The organism is Streptomyces sp. NPDC048258 (assembly GCF_043201995.1).
Taxonomy (GTDB): domain Bacteria; phylum Actinomycetota; class Actinomycetes; order Streptomycetales; family Streptomycetaceae; genus Streptomyces.
Genome location: NZ_JBICZH010000003.1, coordinates 104,312 through 124,056, shown reverse-complemented (window position 1 = coordinate 124,056; position 19,745 = coordinate 104,312). Strand labels below are relative to the sequence as shown.

Genomic DNA, 19,745 nt, shown 5'->3' with positions numbered 1-19,745 from the left:
GCGAGCTTCGAGTGGGACCCGCCGCAGCGCGACGAGCACGGCGAGCGGTGACGGCGATCAGTGTGACGAGGAACGGTGTACCGGTCAGCTCCACGGCTCACACACCCGCCCCGACGCGTACCGTCACCGCGTGCCAGCCGGTCGCCCCGTCGGGCAGGGTTCCGGTGCGTTCCCCCGTCTGGGGAATGCCGGTGCGGTCCGTGGCGCGGACCTCCAGGGTGTGCCGGCCGGCCGTCGCCTGCCACGGCCACACCCACTGGCGCCAGGTGTCGTCGCCGTCCGAGGCCCCCAGCCGAGCCTCCTGCCAGGGGCCGCCGTCCACCCGTACCTCCACCCGCGTGATCCCGCGGTGCTGCGCCCACGCGACGCCGGCGACCGCCACCGGGCCCGGCACGAGCGTCGCGGACGGGCGCGGGGTGTCGATCCGCGACTGCGTCTTGACCGGGCCCATCGCCGCCCAGGACCGGCGCACCCAGTACGCGTCGTACGCGGCGAACGTGGTCAGGCGCAGCTCGGTGAGCCATTTGCAGGCGGAGACGTACCCGTACAGGCCCGGTACGACCATCCGGACCGGGAAGCCGTGCGCGAAGGGCAGCGGTTCACCGTTCATCCCGACGGCCAGCAGCGCGTCCCGGCCGTCCATGACGGTCTCGACGGGCGTGCCGATCGTCATGCCGTCCACCGAGCGCGACACCAGCTGGTCGGCCGGACCGCCCTGGGACGGCGGCCGGACCCCGGCCTCGCGGAGCAGGTCGGCGAGACGGACGCCGAGCCAGCGGGCGTTGCCCGCGTACGGGCCCCCGACCTCGTTGGACACACAACAGAGGGTGATGTCGTGCTCGACCAGGGGGCGGGCGAGCAGCTCCCGCAGATCGAGGGTCAGCGGCCTGCCCACCCCTTCCCCGTGGATGCGCAGCCGCCAGGTGTCCGAGTCCACGCGCGGTACGACCAGGGCGGTGTCCACGCGGTAGAAGTCCCGGTTGGGGGTGACGAAGGGGCCGACTCCGGGCACCCGGAGATCCGCTCCGGCGGGCACCGGCGGCGCGGGCACGGCGGGCCGGGGGAGACGGAAGCGGGCCCGGGAGGCGGTCGCTCCGGCGGAGCCGTGGGCGCCGAGGCGCCGTCCGGCGAATGCGGCCACGGCGGAGACCGCCAGGGTGGCGGTGACCAGCCGGCCGAAGCCCCGGCGGTCCATCGCCCAGGCGCCGCCGGGCGGAGTCCCGGCCGGCCGGGGCCGTCTCACCGCCGTGACCAGCAGGTACAGCACTCCGGCCGCGGCCGCCCCGGCCACCAGCGACGGCAGCGCGTCCCGCCAGGACGCCGCCGGCCGGCTGAGCGCGGCCGCCGCCCCCAGCAACCCGAAACAGGCGGCGACGGCCATCCCGGCGGGGAGACGGCGGACGGCGAGCATCCCGGCCGCGACGGCGACCACGCCCAGGACGGCGACGATGCCGAGCGTCAGCACCAGCTTGTCCGCGGTGCCGAACTGCTGGATCGCCCACTCCTTGAGGGCCGCGGGCGTACGGTCGATCACGGCCGCCCCGACCGCCGTGACCGGGGAGGACTCGGGCCGGACGACGGCCGCGGCCAGCTCGGCCAGGGCCAGCCCCGCGGCGGCGGCCACCACCCCGCTGACCGCTCCGAGCACCCGACGCCGACGCCTCTGGTCTCCTGTCACACGGTCAGTGTGACCCGACCCCGCCGGAGCCGCGCACCGTGCCGCGCACCTTTGCCGGGCCGGCGGCGCCGGTCAGTGCACCGGTGCCGGCGGCACCCAGCGCCCGGTGCGCGGCGGCTTCACCCCGTACTCGTCCTTCAGCTCCTCCGGGATGGCGTGGTGCATGACCCGGCCCCGGGTCAGCGCGGACAGTTCGAGGCCGGAGAGCAGCGAGCCCGCCTTGTCGAGCGCCCATTCCGCGTACGGGCTGCTGTCCTCGATCGTCTCCAGCAGGCCCAGGAACACGGGCACGGCCTTGGCGGCCGTGTCCCAGGGGGTGCGCGGGATCTCCAGCCAGTCGCCGATGGTGTCGCCGACGAGGTAGCGGACGGTGGCGGGCACCATCGGGTCGAAGAACGTGCCGGGTACCACGTCCTCGTACATCCGCATCAGCTGGCCGTTGAGGCGGACCCCCTCGGGCGAGGGGCCGAGGTTGCGCAGGAGGTAGAGATCGAGGTAGTCGCGGGCCTCGGTGAGGTTCTCCGGCACCGCCGACATGTCGCAGCCCAGCATGTAACCCACGACCCGCCAGGCGTAGAAGTAGGCCTCCGCGCCCTCTTCGCTCATGTGGATGCCGAGCTGGTGCATGGCGTCGAGCACCAGGAGCGAGAAGCAGATCTGCCCTCCGATCATGTCCTCCTGGCAGATGGGCAGTCCGTCCTCCTCGATGTCCCAGTGGCCGCCGTGGCGAAGGTGGTGGCGGACCGCGGCGTGCAGCAGCCGCACCTTCTGCGCGGCCGGGATGAACTTGCTGCCCTCCGCGAAGGAGTTGGTCTGCATGAGGTAGGTGACGAACTGTCCGGTGTTGGCCATCCGCCGCGAGGGGTACGCGAGGGAGTGCGTCGAGGAGAGCAGCCTGGAGAGCCGGGGAATGGCGTAGGTCGCGGGCATCGCCGCGAAGGACAGGCCGGTGTTGATGTGGGCCGCGTTGTCCATGAAGAACAGCCGGGCCTGCTCCATGACGTCCCAGTCCACCCAGCTCGGCGGCATGGCGGTCGCCTCGAAATAGGCGCGCGCGGACTCCGGGAGCTGCTCGGGCAGCTTGTCCCCGGCGGTGGTGAAGAACCGCATCAGGGTGTTGAGGTCGCCGACCTCCTTGCGGCGGAACATCTCGGCGACGGTCTCGTCGGCGAGCGGATCCCCCTGGGTGCGCAGGGCGTCGAGTGCGGCATCGTCGTAACGGGTCTTCGGCGAGGCGCTCTTGGTGGTGTTCACTTCGGTCGTCCTTCTCGTGTTCTTCGGGTGCGGGGACCGTCCGGCCGGTGGCGGTGGCGGTGGCGGTGGCGGTGGCGGTGGCGGTGGCGGTGGCGGTGGCGGTGGCGGTGACGACGGCGTCAGCCGCGTCGGCTACAGCGACCGCTGGGCCGCGGTGCCTGCCAGGTCGTGCAGCGCGGACCGCGCCTCTGCGGGCATCGGTACGGTGTCCAGCGCGCCGGTGGCCCGGACGATGCGCTCCCGGATCATGTCCTCGACCTGCTGCCGGGCTCCGCACCGTTCCATCAACTCGCGGACGGAGGCGGCCTCTTCCGCGCACAGCTCCGGGTTGCCGACCAGTTTGGCGAGCAGTCGCAGGTCGTCCGGGTCGGCCGCCGCCGTCGTCAGCGCGAGCAGCGCCGTGGGTTTGGCGTCCCGCAGGTCGTCCAGGTTCGACTTGCCGGTCGTGGCCGGGTCGCCGAAGGTGCCCAGCAGGTCGTCGCGCAGCTGGAAGGCCTCGCCGAGCGGGAGCCCGTAGGCGGAGAAGGCGTCCAGCAGGGCGCGGTCGCCGCCGCCGAGGGTGGCGCCCAGGTGCAGCGGCCGCTCCACGGTGTACTTGGCCGTTTTGTAGCGGGCGACCTCCAGCGACTCCGCCACCTGCGGCTCCCGGGCCGGCTTCGCGTCGGTGCGCAGTACCTCCAGGAACTCGCCCGCCATCGTCTCTCGGAGCAGCGTGGACCAGAGCGGTACGGTCCGGGCGAGGTAGGCCCCGGGCAGCCCGCAGGAGGTGAAGACGTGGCCCGCGTATCCCATCAGCAGATCGCCGAGGATCATCGCGAGGGCGGTGGAACGCTGCCCGGCCGCGGCGAACGCGGCGTGCGCGGTGAGCTGCCCGTGCCGCATCCGGCTGTCGTCGATGATGTCGTCATGGGTGCAGGCCGCCGCGTGCACGAGTTCCATCGCGGCCGCGGCCCGGATCACCCCCTCGCAGTCGGGCTGGCCCGCCGCCCGCCACCCCCAGTACAGGAACGCGGCCCGGATGCGCTTTCCGCGCGCCAGTGAGCGGCGTAACTGCTCGGACAGCGGGAAGAGTTCGGCGTGCAGGCCGAGGAGCGCCTGCTCCTCCTCGTCGGCCAGCCGGACCAGCACCTCGTCGATGCGCTCCTTGAAGCCGGTGTGGTCATGCACAGGAGCGGCCTTCGGCGGCGACGCGCTCCGCGGCCCGACGGGCCATGGTCTCCAGGTAGTTCTCGGCGCCCACGCCCGCCCGGCGGGTGGCCAGTTCCCCGCGCTTGCGCAGCTCCACCACCCCGTCGGTGAGCAGCTCTTTCAGGTCGGAGCGGCGCATCACGTGCTGCGCCCGGTCGGCGGTCTGCCGCAGCTGGTCGAGGGCCAGATCGGCCACCCCGGCGGCGAGCAGCGTCAGCAGCTCCAGCGGGGCGGCGGCCGGGGCGGCGTTCGTGGACCGCTCCTGCTGCGGCCGGTCCTGCTGGGGCCGCTCCCGCTCGGACTGCTCGTGTTCGGTCTGGGACATGCTCGGTGCACTCCTGGTCGCGTCCTGCCGTCATGGCATCGGAAGGGGCGACCGCCGGATCGCTCCGGTGGCCGCCCCTGATCGTTTCCGGGCCAGTGAACCGAGTGCCGCTCCCGCGAGGCGATCCACGGGGTCGGTTCTCCCCCGCACGAGTACGGAGATTCCCACGGGAGGGTGACGATCACCGTACGAGGTGATCGTCACCGCGGGAGTGGTGTACGTCAGTTCGCCGCCGCGGGCAGCGCCGACGCGATCTCGGCCGCCAGGGTGTACGGGTCCCCGGTCGGCCGGACCGGATGCCGCGTGGTCCGCCGGGCCCACTCCTCCTCGAAGGCGTGCCAGTCGATCTCGCGCGGTGCGGTCCGGCCGGCCAGCGCCTCCTCCAGCGCATCGAAGTACGCCTCCCACCTGCGGGCGTACAACTCCGAGATCAGGCCGCTCCATTCACGGTTCGCGTAGTCGTGCAGGAATCCGCCCTCGCTGGTCCCGCGCGGCCCCCACACGCTGAGGACCGAACGGGCGTCGTACTCGTACCGGTCCTGCTCGGCCCGGTCGGCGCCCGACGCGCGGGCCCGGTCGAGCCAGCGGCCGAGCAGGAAGTTCGGGTCGCTGCCGGTGACCGCGTCCAACTTTCGTTCCCCGTCACGCCATTCGTCGGTCAGCTCGCGGAAGAGGGTCAGGTTCCCGGCGTCGTACGCCGCCTTGATCTTCGGCAGCAGTACCCGCGAGTGGTTGGCGAGCGCCTGCCGGGCGGTGTCCACCAGGTCGAAGCGGTAGGCACTGGAGGCGCGCAGCCGCGGATCCACCTTGAGCAGGTGGTCCAGGGCCCGGCGGACCGAACCGGCCGGGTAGCGCTGGGACTTGGGGCTCCAGTACGCCGATCCCGCCGCGGTCAGGCTCGGCCGGGCGGTGAACAGGCTGTCCTGCGATTCCGACCACAGCCCCGACGAAGTGCTGTACGGCCCCTTGCGCAGCTCCTCCCACGCCGCCGCGGCCTCGGCGTCCGGCCGGCCGTAGCGGCGGGCCGCGAAGTCGGCGAACCACCGGCGCTGGTCGATCGGATCCGGCTCCCAGGCCAGGTCGGTGAAGAGGTCGAAGGCGGCCGGATTGGTCCCGGTGGCCTCCGGCAGATAGGCGATCCCGGTCAGCGCGCTGTTGCTCTTGGCACGCCAGGGGCCGAACCGCTCGATCCACACCGAGGTGTTCGCCCCGATCGTGGTGTGCCCGCCGAAGTTGTAGATGGTGCCCATCGCGTAGGGGGCGCCGCCCCAACGGGTCTCGCGGTCCAGCCGGTTGTACCGGTCCGACAGCCCGTCCAGGATCAGCAGCTTCGAGGTGTCCACCCCCGCCAGGAGTTCCGCCGTCGGGTCGTCCTGCCAGCCCAGCACCGCCCACAGCGCGCCCGGATGGGCGGCGTGCAGAGCGGCCTGGATGGCCCCCGCGGCGGACTTCACGTCCACCGAACCGGTCTGGCCGCCCTCGTGCAGCGGGCTCATCCGGTACATCGTGCTGTCCCCGAACACCGCGCGCTGCTCGGCGTAGTACGCGGCGGCCAGCTTCCCGAACGCCGGTGAGGCCGGGTCCAGCCAGTCCGGCCGGTCGAAGCCCGCCCAGTCGCCCTGCGGCACGGTGGCCGCGTCCGGGTTGCGGGCGGCGAACTCCGGCGGCACGGTGCCGAAGTAGCCGGGCAGCACCGGGGTCATGCCGAGCCCGCGCAACTGGTCCGCTACCCGGCGGCCCAGCTCGGCGCGCTCGCGCATCAGCCGCTCCGGGACCGGGCCGCCGAAGCCGCTCAGGTTCTGCAGCAGCCACCAGCTCTGGTGCCCGGGGCCGGGGATCCACCGGCGCAGCTCCTCGGCGGAGTAGCCGAAGCCCTGGAGCGCCCGGTAGTACGGGTACTCGGCGCCGACCTGCACGAACACCTCGTTGATGCCGTGCAGGGCGAGCACGTCGATCTGCCGCTGGTGCTCCTCGAAGGAGCGGTACGGGCCGGAGTACCCGTCGTCGGTGTCGTTGAGCGCGTACCGGTGCGGTACGAGCGCGCTGCGGGTCACCGGCTCCGGGACGCCCGGCAGTTCGGCGGGGAGCATGCCGATGCTGTCGCCGGGCCAGCCGATGTCGGCGCCGGCGACGTGCTGGAGGTACCAGCCCACCCCGGTGAGCAGGGTGGCGCCGGTGCTGCCGCGCACGGTGACCGCGCCCGCGGTTCCGGAGACGGTGAAGGCGTCGGCGGCGGCCGCCGTGTCGGGCACGAGGGTGAACTGCCCGGCGTGGCGCGGCAGCAGCCGCTGCAGGGCGGCCCGCGCGGGCGCGACGTCGAAGGTCCGGGGGCGCGGAGCCGCCGGCTGTACGCCGCCGCGTACGGGTCGGCCGGGCTTGCCGTGCCCGGCCGCGTGGGCGCCTTCCCGCGCGTCGGCCCGTACGTCGGCCTGTACGGGCGGCCCCGCGCCCGGGGCGGTCGCTCCGGGCGCGGGCGCCGCGCAGAGCAGGGCGAGCAGCGCCGCGGGCAGGGCGGCGAGGGCGACCGGGCGGGGGACCGGCCCCCGCCGCCCCCGCCGCGCCCCCGGCCCGGGCGCCAGCACAGGTGCTGGTGCGGGGTCAGGCTCTGGCTCGGGGGTGAGGTCTGGTACGGGCAGGGTCGCCTGCACTGGTGCTGGTGCTGGTGCTGGTGCGGGGTCAGGCTCTGGCTCGGGGGTGAGGTCTGGTACGGGCAGGGTCGCCTGCGCTGGTGCTGGTGCGGGGTCAGGCTCTGGCTCGGGGGTGAGGTCTGGTACGGGCAGGGTCGCCTGCGCTGGCGCTGGTGCGGGGTCAGGCTCTGGCTCGGGGGTGAGGTCTGGTACGGGCAGGGTCGCCTGTGCTGGCGCTGGTGCGGGGTCAGGCCCGGGCTCGGGGGTGAGGTCTGGTACGGGCAGGGTCGCCTGTGCTGGCGCTGGTGCGGGGTCAGGCCCGGGCTCGGGGGTGAGGTCCGGTACGGGCACGGGCGCCCGCACAGGCGCTGGCGCGACGCAAGGCCGTCGCATGGGCGCGGGCACCGGCACGGCGTCCGGCGCCTGCGTCGGCATGGGCGATGAGTCCGGCAGCCGCACCGGTTCGGGCACGGGCGTGGGCCCGGGCACGGGCACGGGCATCGGCAGGCGTGCCGGCGGTGGCTCCGGCAGGGGCTCAGGCAAGGGCATCGGCATCGGTGTCCGGTTCGGGGTCGGGTTCGTCATCCGGGCGCCGTCAGACCGGCAGGGCCCAGGCCTGGTCGACCCGGTGGTCGCCGCAAGGGGTCAGCCGCAGTCGCCCGGCCTGAGCGTCCGGGGTGGCGGCCGTGGCCGGGGCCGTCAGGCACAGCCCGCTCGCCTTCTCCACGAGGGCCCCGTCGCGGCGGTGCGCCCAGCTCTGGCCCGGCTGCCCGGCTTCCGCGGGCGCGCAGTCCGCCAGCTCCACCAAGCCGTCCTCGCCCGCCGACAGGCAGTCGCCGGCCAGCCGCAGGCTCGCGTCCTCGCCCACGGTCCACCGCTGGTCGGGGGCTCCGGTACACGCCCCCATGACGACCGCGCCGACACCCGTGGTGTTGGCCCCGTCGGCGCACTTGACTCCGTCGCCGACGATCTGTCCGGTCGGCACGGCCCGGGCGCAGCCGCGCGGGGTGAGCCGCCAGACGGTCGTGTCATGGGCGGCGAGCCTCCCGGTCAACGCCTCGGAGACCGCCCGGCGTTCCCCGCTCCACAGCTCCCGCGCGTCGGCCGTGCAGGACGGCAGCCCGATCTCGTCCAGCGGCACGTTGATGTCCCGGGCGTTGCCCGAGCGGTTGAGCACGGCCACCGCGCGGTCGCCGTTCGCGAGCGGCCGGACCAGGATCTCGAAGGTGGCGTTGGAGGAGACCACCGCGCCCTGACGGCCCATGGGGTCCTGGTCCAGCTCGATCATCCGGGTGTTCCCGAGGGCCGCGAGTCCCTCCGGGGTCAGCTTCGAGACCTCGGAGGACAGGATGAACGGGGCCGCCATCATGGCCCACAGCGCCACCTGGCTGCGGCTCTCGGCCGCCGTCAGCCCGGGCGCGCCCGCGATCAGGAAGTCGGGGTCGTTCCAGTTGCCGGGGCCCGCGTACCGGCCCAGCCAGCGGTTGTACCCGTAGTTGCCCATCACGGAACTCCACCGGGAGGTGCTCGGGGCGGCGGGCTTGTAGACCTGGATGTCGCGGCCCTCGCGCCACAGCTGGCCGGTCTCGCCGACCCAGCCGAGGACCTTGTGCCAGTCGGAGCCGCCCCATTCACCCTGCTGGAAGTAGGCGGGCGCGGAGGCCGACAGCACCATGTCCCGGCCGCTCGCGCGCAGGGCCGCGGCGACGCCGTTGTACGCGTCCCGGTACGCCTGTTCCTTCGTCCTGCCCTCGGGGACCCACAGGTTGCAGCCGTCCATCTTGACGTAGTCGACGTTCCAGGAGGCGAACTGCCGGGCGTCCTGCGCGTAGTGGTCCTCGCCGCCGCCTTGCGGGGCGCCGCTTCCCGGGTACTTCTCGCAGGTGAGGGAGCCGGCGTCCTGGTAGATGCCGAACTTCAGTCCCTTGGCGTGCAGGTAGTCGCCGAGCCAGGCCATGCCGTGCGGGAACTTCCCCCTGTCGACGACCAGCGCGCCGTGCGCGTCGCGGCTCTTGGTCATCCAGCAGTCGTCGACGGTCACCGTGTCGTAGCCCTTGGCGGCGAGGCCGGTGGACACGAGCGCGTCGGCGTTCGCGACGACCTTGGCCTCGTCGATGTCGCACATGTAGTGCGCCCAGTTGTTCCAGCCCATGGGCGGGGTGAGCGCGAGCGGGGTGTCCGAGGTCGCGGTGGGCTCGGCCCCCGCCGGGGCGGGGGAGAGCGCCAGGGCGAACAGGGCGGCCGCGGTCAGACAGGGGAGCGAGGCACGCAGGCGAGGCGGCACGGAGTCTCCTTGACGTGGACGTGGGGCAGTCGTGCGCCCAGTGCAGCGAGGCGATTACCGGCTGTCAACATAAGTCGATGGTTATCTGCCAATGACCAGCAATATGGCCGCAGTCGATGGCGTACCGAGCGTGTGATACGGCGTATGTTACGGTGTATCCCATGCCGAGGAGATCAGCCGCCCTGGACCGGGCCACCCCCGAGACGATCGCCGTCGCCGCCCTGCGCATCCTCGACGAGGAAGGGCCCGCGGCCCTGAGCTTCCGGGCCCTCGCCGACCGGCTCGACGTCTCCCACGCCACCGTCCAGCGCCGCTGCACCGACCTCGCCGGACTGCTGGACCTCTGCACCGAGCACCTGGCCGCGCAGCTGCCCGACGTCCCCGCCGGAACGGACTGGGCGGACGCCGCCGAGCAGCGGTTCGGCGCGCTGTACCGGCTGCTCACCGCCCACCCAGGGCTGCTGGTCCTGCGCGGCGGCCGCCCCTGGCTCGGGCGGCAGCTGCTTGCCCGGCTCGTGGAGCCCGCGCTCGCCGACAGCGTGGCCGCCGGGATGACAGCCGCCGAGGCGATGACCGTCTACCGCCGCATGTACCTGCTCACCCTGGGCAGCGCGGCCTTCGTGGACCACCGGGACCCGGCCGGGGCCACCGCCGCCTCCCGTGCGGCCCTGGCCGCCCTGGACCCGGCCGAGTTCCCGGTGCTCGCGGGCGGGCTGGCCGACGTACTGCCGCCGCTGACGGACCACGAGGTGTACTACGGCGCCCTGCGCCAGCTGATCGAGGCCGCCCGGCCCGCCACGCCCACCGCCTGAACGGGGAGACAGACCATGCAACCGGCACAGCAGCTCGACTACGCCGCCGTACGCGCCGCCGCCGACCGGATCGCCGGAGCGGTACGGCCCGTCGCCGTGGCCCCGGCGGCCCAGGGCGTCTGGTACGCGCTGGAACACCTCCAGCACACCGGCTCCTTCAAGGCCCGCGGCGCGCGCAACTTCCTCGCCGCCCACCGCGATGCCGGCTCCCTCCCGGCCGCCGGCGTCACCATCGCCTCCGGCGGCAACGCGGGGCTCGCCTGCGCCTGGGCGGCCCGCGCGCAGTCCGTGCCCGCGACCGTGTTCCTGCCCGCCAACGCCCCCCGGGTGAAGGTGGACCGGCTGCGCGGGTACGGGGCGGAGGTGCGCCTCGTCGGCGACCGGTACGCCGAAGCGCTGGCCGCCTGCGAGGAGTTCGCCGCCGCGAGCGGAGCCCTGAGCAGCCACGCCTACGACCACCCGCTCATCGCGGCGGGCGCGGGGACCCTGCTCGACGAGATCCGGGCCGCCCTGCCCGGGCTGGACACCGTGGTCGTCGCCGTCGGCGGCGGGGGACTGTTCGCCGGGGTCGCCACCGCCGCCCGCGAACACGGCGTACGGGTGGTCGCCGCCGAGCCGGAGAACTGCCGGGCCCTGAACGCGGCCCTGGCGGCGGGCCGCCCCGTGGACGTCGCCGTGGACTCCGTGGCCGCCGACTCCCTCGGGGCCACCCGGGTCTCCGCGGACGCGCTGGCCGCCGCGCGGGACGAGACCGTGCGGTCGGTCCTCGTCCCGGACGGGGCGATCACGGCCGCCCGGCGCGCGCTCTGGGAGGAGCACCGGATCGTGGTCGAGGCGGGCGCCGCCACCGCCCTGGCGGCGCTGCGCGGCGCGTCGGGGCCGCTGGGCGAGCGGGTCGCCGTCATCCTCTGCGGGGCCAACACCGACCCTGCGGACCTGGTGGCCCCCGGGGTCTGAGCGACGATCGTCGCGTCGGCCGACGACTTTGGAGGACAGCCCGCGGCCCGCGCCCTTTGCGAAGGTCGAAGTGTCCGGCGAACACCGCCGGACACGGTACGACTCGACACGGAGGAACGGGCGTGGCACAGCGCAAGGGTTGTCTGATCGGCTGCGGGGTGGCGCTGGTGCTGGGCATCGGCCTCGCCGTGGTGGCGGTCTTCGGCATGGGGAAGGTGCTCGACGTGGCCGACAAGACCCTGGTCGACCCCAAGGTCTACGAGGCGGTGAGGACCGGTGACGCGGAGGGCGAGGTCCGCGCCAAGCTCCCGTCGGGCGACTCCTTCGTCAAGGGCGCCCTCAAGGAGGGCGGCCCGGCCGAGCCCGAGGGCAGCACCTGCTCCTGGTACATCTCCAGCGGCGACCCCAAGGACGGCAAGGAGACCGTGCTCCGCTTCTGCTTCAAGGACGGCAAGCTCGCCGAGAAGGCCGAGTACCCGATGAAGTAGGGGTTTAGCGGAGTGCGGGGTAAAGCGCATTAGTGCACGCCCTTCGCGAACCATCGATAAGAAGTCACATCGTGATGGAGGGCCAGCTTCGTTATCGAATCGATACCCTCGTCAAATGCCTTGGAACTAAAGCGCATCAGTGCAGGTCGTTGTGGTCGTGGTGATGGCTTCTCCGGGGGCCTGATGCCTTGTCGTGCCGCGAGGTGCACGGGCGTCACCGGCCAATGGGACCGCTGCCTCATTGACGAGGTCTTGATTTCGGACGACCGTGGGCACCGCCTCCGGCAATGAGGCCGGACTTCTGCGAAGGCGGCGACGATGACCCGTGCGAACCCGACCCGTATCGCCGTTGCCGCGTTGGCGGCGGGCGTCCTCCTCTCGACCGCCGCGTGCGGCATGAGCGGCGGCTCCGGGGAGATCCAGGAAGCCGAGAAGTCGGGCAGGGTGGCCGGTGAGATCACCTTCCGCACGCTCCAGTTGAAGCCCACGTTCACGGCGTACGTGCAGGGCGTGATCGACGGCTTCGAGAAGAAGTACCCCGAGGTGAAGGTCAGATGGGAGGACGTCCCGGGCGACGGCTACAACGAGAAGCTCGTCGCCGACGCCCAGGCCGGAGCCCTCCCGGACGTGGTCAACCTCTCCACCGACTCCTTCCAGCTCCTCGGCGACCGGGGCATGCTCGCCGACGTCGCCAAGCTGGACGGCGCGGTGGCCGGAGAGTACGTCCCGGGCGCCTGGGAGCAGTTCAAGCTGCCGGGCAGGGGCGACGGCGTGTACGCGTACCCCTGGTACGTGACCCCGGAGATCCTCACGTACAACAAGGAGCTCTTCGAGAAGGCCGGCCTGGACCCGGCCAAGCCGCCCACCAGCGTGGAGCAGTTCTTCGACCACGCCGAGAAGATCGCCGCCTCGTCCGGCGGCCGGTACTCCGCCTTCATGGCCGACCCCAAGGGCCGGCTCCCCGGCGACTGGCAGAAGATGGGAGTCCCCATCCTGGACGAGAAGCGGGAACGGTTCACCTTCGACACCGACACGGCCGTCGCGTGGGTGGAGCGGATGAAGGACCTCTACGCCAAGGGCGCCATGCCCAAGGAGTCCCTCCTCAAGTCCGACGACATCAACCAGCTCTACGGCGGCGGAAAGCTCGTCTTCGGCCCCGGTTCCCCGGGCTTCGTCAAGGACATCAAGCAGAACGCGCCCCAGGTCTACGCGGGCACCCAGGTCGCCGGCGCCGTCACGGGCAAGCTCGGCCACATCGGCATCTACGCCCAGTGCCTCGGCATCAAGAAGGACACCAAGCACCTCGACGCGGCGACCGAGTTCGCCAAATGGGTCACCAACGGCCCCAACCAGGTGGAGTTCTCCAAGAAGGCCACCATCTACCCGTCGAACGCCCGCGGCCTCGCCGACCCGTACTTCGCGGACAAGGGCGACGGCAAGGACGCGGAGACCCTCGCGCGCGCGGTCGGCGCCGAGCAGCTGAAGACGGCCGAACTCGACGCCAACACCCCCGTCCAGTGGACCAACCAGGTCGGCGACGCCGTCGTACGCGAGATGCAGAAGGCCATCAAGGGCGAACAGGACGCCCGAACGGCGGTGAAGAAGGCCCAGGAGGAGGCCAACAAGCTGCTCGCCGACGCGGCCCGCAAGTGACCCGCGCGACCAGCGTGGGTGTGAGCGAGAGCGTGAGCGCGGACGACAGCGGGACCGGCACCGGGAGCCCGAACCGCACCGGGAGCCCGAGCCGCAGGCAGCTGCGGAAGGCCCAGGCGGCCATGGAGACCGACACCGGCCTGCCCCACCGCGCGTGGTGGACCCCCTACCTGTTCCTCGCCCCCGGCCTGGTGATGGTGACGCTGTTCAGCCTCTGGCCGTTCGTCAACACCGTCATCCTCTCCCTCACCGACTCCCAGATCCTGCGCGGCGGCACCTTCGTAGGCTTCGACAACTACACCCGCGCCGTCGCCGACCCCGACTTCTGGGTCGCGACCGGCAACAGCGTCCTGTACCTCGTCGTCGTCGTGCCCTGCCTGGTCTTCCTGCCGCTGGCCCTCGCGGTCCTCGTGCGGACCGAGGTCCCCGGCATCGGGTTCTTCCGCTCCGCCTTCTACACCCCGGTGATCGCCTCCGCCGTCGTCGTCGGCCTGATCTGGCAGTGGGTGCTGCGCAGCGACGGCCTCGTCAACACCGTCTTCCTGAAGCTGCGCGTCGTCTCGGAGCCGGTCCCGTTCCTGACCGACAGCACCATGCTGCTGGTCTCCGCGATGATCGTGACCGTGTGGAAGGGCCTCGGCTACTACATGGTCTTCTACCTGGCGGCCCTCGGGAACGTCTCCGCCTCCCTCTACGAGGCGGCCGCTCTCGACGGCGCCGGCCCCGTCCGCCGCTTCTTCAGCATCACGGTCCCCCAGGTGAAGCCGATGATGCTGCTGGTCGGCACCCTCTCCGCCATCTCGGCGCTGCGCGTCTTCACCGAGATCTACATCCTCGGCGGCGAGAGCGGAGGCCCCGGCGGCGGCGCCCGCACCCTGCCCTTCCTCATCCGGCAGGTCGGCCTCGGTTTCGCGGGCGAGACGGGCTACGCCTCCGCGATCTCCATCCTGCTGTTCCTCCTGACGCTGGTCTTCAGCCTGCTGGGACGCCGTCTGTCGAAGGGGGACGAGCGGTGAGGCGCCGCTGGATCGGACCGGCGGGCCGGTACGCCACGCTGACGCTGATGCTCGTGGTCATGCTGGGCCCGATCGTGTGGCAGTTCCTGACCTCGATCCGCGGCCGCACGGAGAACGTGTACGACGGCGTGCTGCCCTCGCAGCCCACCCTCGACAACTACGTCCGGGTCGCCGAGTCCTTCCCGCTCCTCCAGTACGTGGGCAACACCCTGATCGTGGCCGTCCTCGCCATCACGTCGAACACGCTGTTCGCCTCGATGGGCGGGTACGCCCTCTCCCGGGCCGGCTGGAAGGGCCGCAAGGCCGTCTTCACCGTCCTGGTGGCGTCCCTGATGTTCCCCTTCGAATCGGTGATGATCTCGATGTTCCTCACGGTCCGCGAGATGGGCCTGGTCGACACGCTCATCGGTGTCTGGCTGCCCGGGGCGGTCTCCGTCCTCAACGTCATGATCATGCGAGCGGCCTTCCTGTCCGTACCCAAGGAGGTGGAGGAAGCCGCGGTGCTGGACGGCGCGGGCGAATGGACCCGCTTCACCCGGGTGTTCCTCCCCGCCGCCAAGGGCGCCCTGGCCGTCGTCTGCATCACCAGCTTCATGGGTGCCTGGGACGACTTCCTCTGGCCCCTGCTGGTCCTGACCAACAGCGACAACTACACGCTCCAGCTCGGCCTGAAGACCCTGGCCGGCGCCACCACCGTCAACGACCAGCGGCTCATCGCCGCCGGCGCGATGGCCGCGCTCATCCCGATGATGCTCCTCTTCTTCGCCCTCCAGCGTTTCTTCTTCAAAGGCGTGGGCGAGGGAGCCGTCAAGACCTGAGCCGCCGTCACCCCCCGAGCCGCCCCCCAGCCCCGTGCACCGCCCGTAATGACCACACCTCCCCTGGAGCAGCCGTCATGCACGACGACCGCAGCATCACCGAACACCGCCTCCGCCGGGTCCTCAAGGAGCGCATCAAGCCCGCCGTCCACACCCACCCGGTCCCGTTGAGCGTCGAGCGCTGGGAGGCCCCGGGTGAGCCCGTCCCCGTGGCCGAGGGTCTGGCGGCTACGTACGAGCCCTGCGCGATCGGCGACACGTGGGGCCCGGCCTGGGGCACCACCTGGTTCAAGGTCACCGGCACCGTCCCGGCCGACTGGGCCGGCCGTACGGTGGAGGCCGTCCTCGACCTCGGCTTCGACCGGATGATGCCCGGATTCCAGTGCGAGGGGCTGGTCCACCGGTCCGACGGCGGCGAGATCAAGGCGCTCAACCCCTACAACGACTGGGTGCGCGTCGCCGACCGTGCCGCGGGCGGCGAGCGCGTCGAGTGGTACGTCGAGGCCGCCTCCAACCCGGTCCTGGTCGACCACTCGGCCACGTCCGAGGGCGACCGGCTGACCAGCGGCGACCAGCCCCTCTACCGGCTCGCCCGGATGGAACTCACCGTCTTCGAGACCGAGGTCTGGGAACTGGTCCAGGACCTCGAAGTGCTCCACGACCTCATGACGCAGCTCGACACCGCGGACGCCCGCCGGTACGAGATCCTGCGCGCCGTCGAGGCGGCACTGGACGCCGTGGACCTCGGCGACGTGGCCGGCACGGCGGCCGCCGCCCGAGCGTGTCTGGCGGCCGTGCTCGCTGCCCCCGCCCACGCCTCCGCGCACCGGATCAGCGCGGTCGGCCACGCCCACATCGACTCCGCGTGGCTGTGGCCGCTGCGCGAGACGGTGCGCAAGGTCGCGCGCACCTCGTCCAACATGGTCAACCTGATGGACGAGCACCCCGAGTTCGTCTTCGCCATGTCGCAGGCGCAGCAGCTCGACTGGATCAAGACGTACCGGCCCGAGCTCTTCGAGCGGATCAAGAAGAAGATCGCGGACGGGCAGTTCGTGCCGGTCGGCGGCATGTGGGTGGAGTCCGACACCAACATGGTCGGCGGCGAGGCCATGGCCCGCCAGTTCCTCTACGGCAAGAAGTTCTTCCTCGACGAGTTCGGCATCGAGACCCACAACGTCTGGCTCCCCGACTCGTTCGGCTACACCGCCGCGATGCCGCAGATCGTCAAGCTCTCCGGCTCCAAGTGGTTCCTGACCCAGAAGATCTGCTGGTCCCAGGTCAACGCGTTCCCGCACCACACCTTCTGGTGGGAGGGCATCGACGGCACCCGCGTCTTCACGCACTTCCCGCCCGTCGACACCTACAACTCGGACCTCGGCGGCGCCCAGCTGGCCCACGCCGCCCGCAACTACCGTGAGAAGGGCCGCGGTACGCGGTCGCTGACCCCCTTCGGCTGGGGCGACGGCGGTGGCGGCCCCACCCGCGAGCACCTCGCCCGCGCCAAGCGCCAGCGGGACCTCGAAGGCTCCCCGCGGGTCGAGATCGAGCGGCCGGACGCCTTCTTCGAGAAGGCGCACGCCGAGTACCGGGACGCGCCCGTCTGGGCCGGTGAGCTCTACCTGGAGCTGCACCGCGGCACCTACACCTCCCAGGCCAAGACCAAGCAGGGCAACCGGCACAGTGAATCACTGCTGCGCGAGGCCGAGTTGTGGGCCGCCACCGCCGCGGTGAAGGTGCCGGGGTACGGGTACCCGTACGAGGACCTGGAGCGGATCTGGAAGACGGTGCTGCTGCACCAGTTCCACGACATCCTGCCCGGCTCGTCCATCGCCTGGGTGCACCGCGAGGCCCGCGAGACGTACCGGGCGGTGCGCGAGGAGCTCCAGGGGATCACCCTGACCGCGCAGCGGGCGCTCGCGGGGGAGGGCACGGAGCAACTCGTCTTCAACTGCGCCCCGCACACCCGGCGCGGCATCCCGGCCGGCGGCGCGGGCCGCCCGGCCGAGGCGGGGCAGCCCGCCACGGTCGAGGAGCGGCACGGCGGCGGGCACGTCCTGGCCAACGGCCGGCTGCTGGTGGAGATCGACGGCCGGGGGCTGGTCGTCTCCGCCTACGACCTGGAAGAGCGCCGTGAGTCGCTCGCGCCGGGAGCCGCGGCGAACCTGCTCCAGATCCACCCCGACTTCCCGAACATGTGGGACGCCTGGGACATCGACGCGTTCTACCGCAACAAGGTCACGGACCTCGTGCAGCTGGACGCGCTGGAGGTCGCCGAGAGCGGCCCGTCGGCCGTCACCGTCCGGGTCACCCGCTCCTTCGGCCGCTCGAAAGCGGTCCAGTCCCTCACCTTGCGGGCCGGAGCCAAGACGCTCGACATCGTCACGGACGTGGACTGGCACGAGACCGAGAAGTTCCTCAAGGCCGCCTTCCCGCTGGACGTGAAGGCCGAACGGACCGCCTCCGAGACGCAGTTCGGGCACGTCTACCGGGCCACCCACACCAACACCTCCTGGGAGGCCGCCAAGTTCGAGATCTGCGCCCACCGCTGGATCCACGCGGAGGAGCCCGGCTGGGGGGTCGCGCTGCTCAACGAATCCACGTACGGGCACGACGTGACCCGCGACGTGCGGGCCGACGGAGGCCAGACCACCACCATCCGGCTCTCGCTCCTGCGCGCCCCGCGCTATCCCGACCCGGAGACCGACCAGGGCTCCCACACCCTGCGGTTCGCGCTCGCGCCCGGCGCCGGGATCGGGGACGCGGTGCGCGAGGGCCACGCGCTGAACCTGCCCGAGCGCGTGGTGCCGGGCGCGGGCCCGGTCGCCCCGCTGGTGGCGGTGGACGACGAGGCGGTGGTCGTCGAGGCGGTCAAGCTCGCCGAGGACCGCGGCGGCGACGTGATCGTCCGCCTCTACGAGTCCCGCGGCGGCCGTGCCACGGCCACGCTCAGGGCGGACTTCCCGATCACGGCGGCGGTCGAGAGCGACCTGCTCGAACGCCCCCTGGAGGGCACGGCGGTCGCCACCCCCACCCCGGACGGCGGGATCCCCCTGACCCTGCGCCCGTTCCAGATCGTCACGGTCCGTCTGAGCCGCCACTGACCCCGCGGTAGGCGTGCCGCCGCCCGGCCCGCAGCGCGCCCTGCAGCGCGGCCAGGTGCTCGGTGTCCGCGGGGATCCGGAGCCGTTCCAACAGGGCCAGCGCCGGAGCCGGTTCGAGATCTCCGTACAGGTCGTGGTGGCTCGCCAGCAGGGCCCGGAAGAGAGCCGGGTGCAGTACGGGGACCAGGGCCGCCGTCTCGTAGGCGGCGGCCTTGGCCGGCCAGGGCACCGGGCCGGAGACCTCCAGCACCCGCCGGGCGCGGCGCACCAGCGGATCCCGGCCGGGATCCCCGGGCAGCTCCCGCCCGGGCAGCCGGCCGATGTCGTCGCCGAGTACCTCGGCGAAGGCGGTCCCCGCGGTCCGGCGGTCCTCGAACCAGTCGAGCCAGAGGCAGTCGGCGACGGCCGCGGACTCCCGTACCGCCTCCAGCCGCCGCCGGAAGCCGTTCCACAGGACGGCGGCGGGGAGCGGGCCGTCCTCCCCGAGGTGTGCCATGTGGAGCTGACCGGTCACCCGTGTGTCGCTGCCGAGCAGGTCCATCAGGCCGAAGGCGACCCTCAGCCGGTCGGCCAGGGGGAGCCGTTCGTCCCGGAACACCTGCCACCCCCAGTCGTCGGCGATGTCGGCCGCCGTCTGCGGCGCGCCGGGGGAATCGTCGTCGATCCACAGGCCCGGTCCGGTCTGCGTGATGCCGTCCTCGGCCAGCCAGCGGCGGGCGAGTTCGCTGTCGGCCCGGTCTTCGAGGAAGGCCGACACCACTTCGGTGAACTCCCGCGGCGCGGCCGCGTGGACCAGGTGGCCGACCGGGACCGTCGTCATCCGGGCGTCCGGGATCCGGCGGACCAGTTCGGCGATGCCGTCCTGCGGGACATGGCTGGCGGGGCCGCCCGCCACCACCAGGGTCGGGGCCGTGATCCGGCCCAGCCCCGCCGGCCAGGCGGGGTCCGGCCGGTCCAGCTGGGCCCGTACCGCGAGGACCATCGCCCAGTCGAAGTCCAGCTCGCCCTCGGGCCGCTCGGGTGCGACCGCCTCGCGCGGGAAGGGGGCCGGTACGTCCTCCAGGACGAGCCGGACCACCCGGTGCGGCTGCTCCTGCGCGGCCAGGTACGCCACGACGCCGCCCATCGAGTGCCCGGCCAGGTCCACCCGGTCGAGTCCGAGGGCGTCCAGGAAGCCCAGTACGTCGTCCCGCATCAGCTCCAGCGAGTACCTCGCCGTCCGTTCGCTGCGCCCGTGCCCGCGCAGGTCCAGGGCGTACACCCGCCGGTCCCGGGCGAGCACGTCCCGTACCGGGGCCCAGTCGCCGGCGGTCTCGCCCAGCGCGGGCAGCAGGACGAGCGGGTCGCCGTGCGCGGGCCCGGCCACCTCGTACGCCAGCCGGACGCCGTTCGCCGTCAGGGTGTGCTGCTCCGTCATCCGGCCGACAGTACGGGCGGCGGCGTGAACTCCGCCACAGGCGGCCGGGGGCCGGGCCCCTGGCGCCGGGGATTCCCCGGCCGGACCGCCCCCACCCGGTTTTGCACCTAGTTGCAAAACCGGGCCG

Annotated in this window: 14 protein-coding genes; 7 read left to right on the top strand and 7 right to left on the bottom strand. The window is 72.6% G+C overall.

The annotated features are described in order from the left end of the window. Window positions 1-97 precede the first annotated feature (97 nt). The 6 genes from ACGFYQ_RS07930 to ACGFYQ_RS07905 form a co-directional block, all read right to left on the bottom strand. The gene (locus ACGFYQ_RS07930; protein WP_393741134.1) at window positions 98-1,678 is read right to left on the bottom strand and encodes a molybdopterin-dependent oxidoreductase; all 1,581 of its coding nucleotides are present in this window, start codon (window positions 1,676-1,678) and stop codon (window positions 98-100) included. A 72-nt stretch (window positions 1,679-1,750) separates the two neighbouring features. After that, window positions 1,751-2,932, bottom strand: a complete 1,182-nt coding sequence (locus tag ACGFYQ_RS07925) for an oxygenase MpaB family protein (protein ID WP_393741132.1) — start codon at window positions 2,930-2,932, stop codon at window positions 1,751-1,753. 132 nt (window positions 2,933-3,064) lie between these two features. Beyond that, window positions 3,065-4,099, bottom strand: coding sequence for a polyprenyl synthetase family protein (locus ACGFYQ_RS07920; RefSeq protein WP_393741130.1), 1,035 nt, complete (start codon window positions 4,097-4,099; stop codon window positions 3,065-3,067). Beyond that, complete coding sequence (locus ACGFYQ_RS07915; RefSeq protein WP_393741128.1) at window positions 4,092-4,445, bottom strand: hypothetical protein; 354 nt, start codon at window positions 4,443-4,445, stop codon at window positions 4,092-4,094. Before ACGFYQ_RS07915 ends, ACGFYQ_RS07920 begins: the two co-directional genes overlap by 8 nt. Window positions 4,446-4,666: 221 nt before the next feature. Next, window positions 4,667-7,027, bottom strand: a complete 2,361-nt coding sequence (locus ACGFYQ_RS07910) for an alpha-N-acetylglucosaminidase (protein WP_393741126.1) — start codon at window positions 7,025-7,027, stop codon at window positions 4,667-4,669. A 640-nt stretch (window positions 7,028-7,667) separates the two neighbouring features. Then, on the bottom strand, window positions 7,668-9,356 hold the full coding sequence (locus ACGFYQ_RS07905) for a ricin-type beta-trefoil lectin domain protein (protein ID WP_393741124.1): 1,689 nt from the start codon (window positions 9,354-9,356) through the stop codon (window positions 7,668-7,670). A gap of 161 nt (window positions 9,357-9,517) precedes the next feature. Between ACGFYQ_RS07905 and ACGFYQ_RS07900 the strand changes: the two genes are divergently transcribed. The 7 genes from ACGFYQ_RS07900 to ACGFYQ_RS07870 all read left to right on the top strand — a co-directional run bounded on the left by ACGFYQ_RS07900 (window position 9,518) and on the right by ACGFYQ_RS07870 (window position 18,201). Further along, a complete protein-coding gene (locus ACGFYQ_RS07900) occupies window positions 9,518-10,168 on the top strand; it encodes a TetR/AcrR family transcriptional regulator (RefSeq protein WP_393741122.1) in 651 nt (216 codons plus the stop codon). A 15-nt stretch (window positions 10,169-10,183) separates the two neighbouring features. Then, entirely contained in the window at window positions 10,184-11,125 is a 942-nt protein-coding gene (locus ACGFYQ_RS07895; protein ID WP_393741120.1) for a serine/threonine dehydratase, read from the top strand. A 122-nt stretch (window positions 11,126-11,247) separates the two neighbouring features. Continuing rightward, window positions 11,248-11,613 (top strand): hypothetical protein, encoded by a 366-nt coding sequence (locus ACGFYQ_RS07890; protein ID WP_393741118.1) that lies wholly within the window; start codon window positions 11,248-11,250, stop codon window positions 11,611-11,613. 318 nt (window positions 11,614-11,931) lie between these two features. Beyond that, entirely contained in the window at window positions 11,932-13,266 is a 1,335-nt protein-coding gene (locus ACGFYQ_RS07885) for an ABC transporter substrate-binding protein (RefSeq protein WP_393741116.1), read from the top strand. A 122-nt stretch (window positions 13,267-13,388) separates the two neighbouring features. Continuing rightward, a complete protein-coding gene (locus tag ACGFYQ_RS07880; RefSeq protein WP_393742113.1) occupies window positions 13,389-14,282 on the top strand; it encodes a carbohydrate ABC transporter permease in 894 nt (297 codons plus the stop codon). 47 nt (window positions 14,283-14,329) lie between these two features. Then, a complete protein-coding gene (locus ACGFYQ_RS07875) occupies window positions 14,330-15,100 on the top strand; it encodes a carbohydrate ABC transporter permease (protein ID WP_393742111.1) in 771 nt (256 codons plus the stop codon). 77 nt (window positions 15,101-15,177) lie between these two features. Beyond that, window positions 15,178-18,201, top strand: a complete 3,024-nt coding sequence (locus ACGFYQ_RS07870; protein WP_393741114.1) for an alpha-mannosidase — start codon at window positions 15,178-15,180, stop codon at window positions 18,199-18,201. Here the strand turns inward: ACGFYQ_RS07870 and ACGFYQ_RS07865 are convergent. Then, the gene (locus ACGFYQ_RS07865; protein ID WP_393741112.1) at window positions 18,176-19,618 is read right to left on the bottom strand and encodes an alpha/beta fold hydrolase; all 1,443 of its coding nucleotides are present in this window, start codon (window positions 19,616-19,618) and stop codon (window positions 18,176-18,178) included. The genes ACGFYQ_RS07870 and ACGFYQ_RS07865 overlap by 26 nt on opposite strands. Window positions 19,619-19,745 lie beyond the last annotated feature (127 nt).

Coding starts and splice junctions, on each gene's coding strand:
- ACGFYQ_RS07915 (WP_393741128.1), bottom strand. CDS start 4,445: ATGTCCCAGACCGAACACGAGCAGTCCGAGCGGGAGCGGCCCCAGCAG.
- ACGFYQ_RS07900 (WP_393741122.1), top strand. CDS start 9,518: ATGCCGAGGAGATCAGCCGCCCTGGACCGGGCCACCCCCGAGACGATC.
- ACGFYQ_RS07895 (WP_393741120.1), top strand. CDS start 10,184: ATGCAACCGGCACAGCAGCTCGACTACGCCGCCGTACGCGCCGCCGCC.
- ACGFYQ_RS07885 (WP_393741116.1), top strand. CDS start 11,932: ATGACCCGTGCGAACCCGACCCGTATCGCCGTTGCCGCGTTGGCGGCG.
- ACGFYQ_RS07880 (WP_393742113.1), top strand. CDS start 13,389: ATGGAGACCGACACCGGCCTGCCCCACCGCGCGTGGTGGACCCCCTAC.
- ACGFYQ_RS07875 (WP_393742111.1), top strand. CDS start 14,330: ATGCTCGTGGTCATGCTGGGCCCGATCGTGTGGCAGTTCCTGACCTCG.
- ACGFYQ_RS07870 (WP_393741114.1), top strand. CDS start 15,178: ATGCACGACGACCGCAGCATCACCGAACACCGCCTCCGCCGGGTCCTC.
- ACGFYQ_RS07865 (WP_393741112.1), bottom strand. CDS start 19,618: ATGACGGAGCAGCACACCCTGACGGCGAACGGCGTCCGGCTGGCGTAC.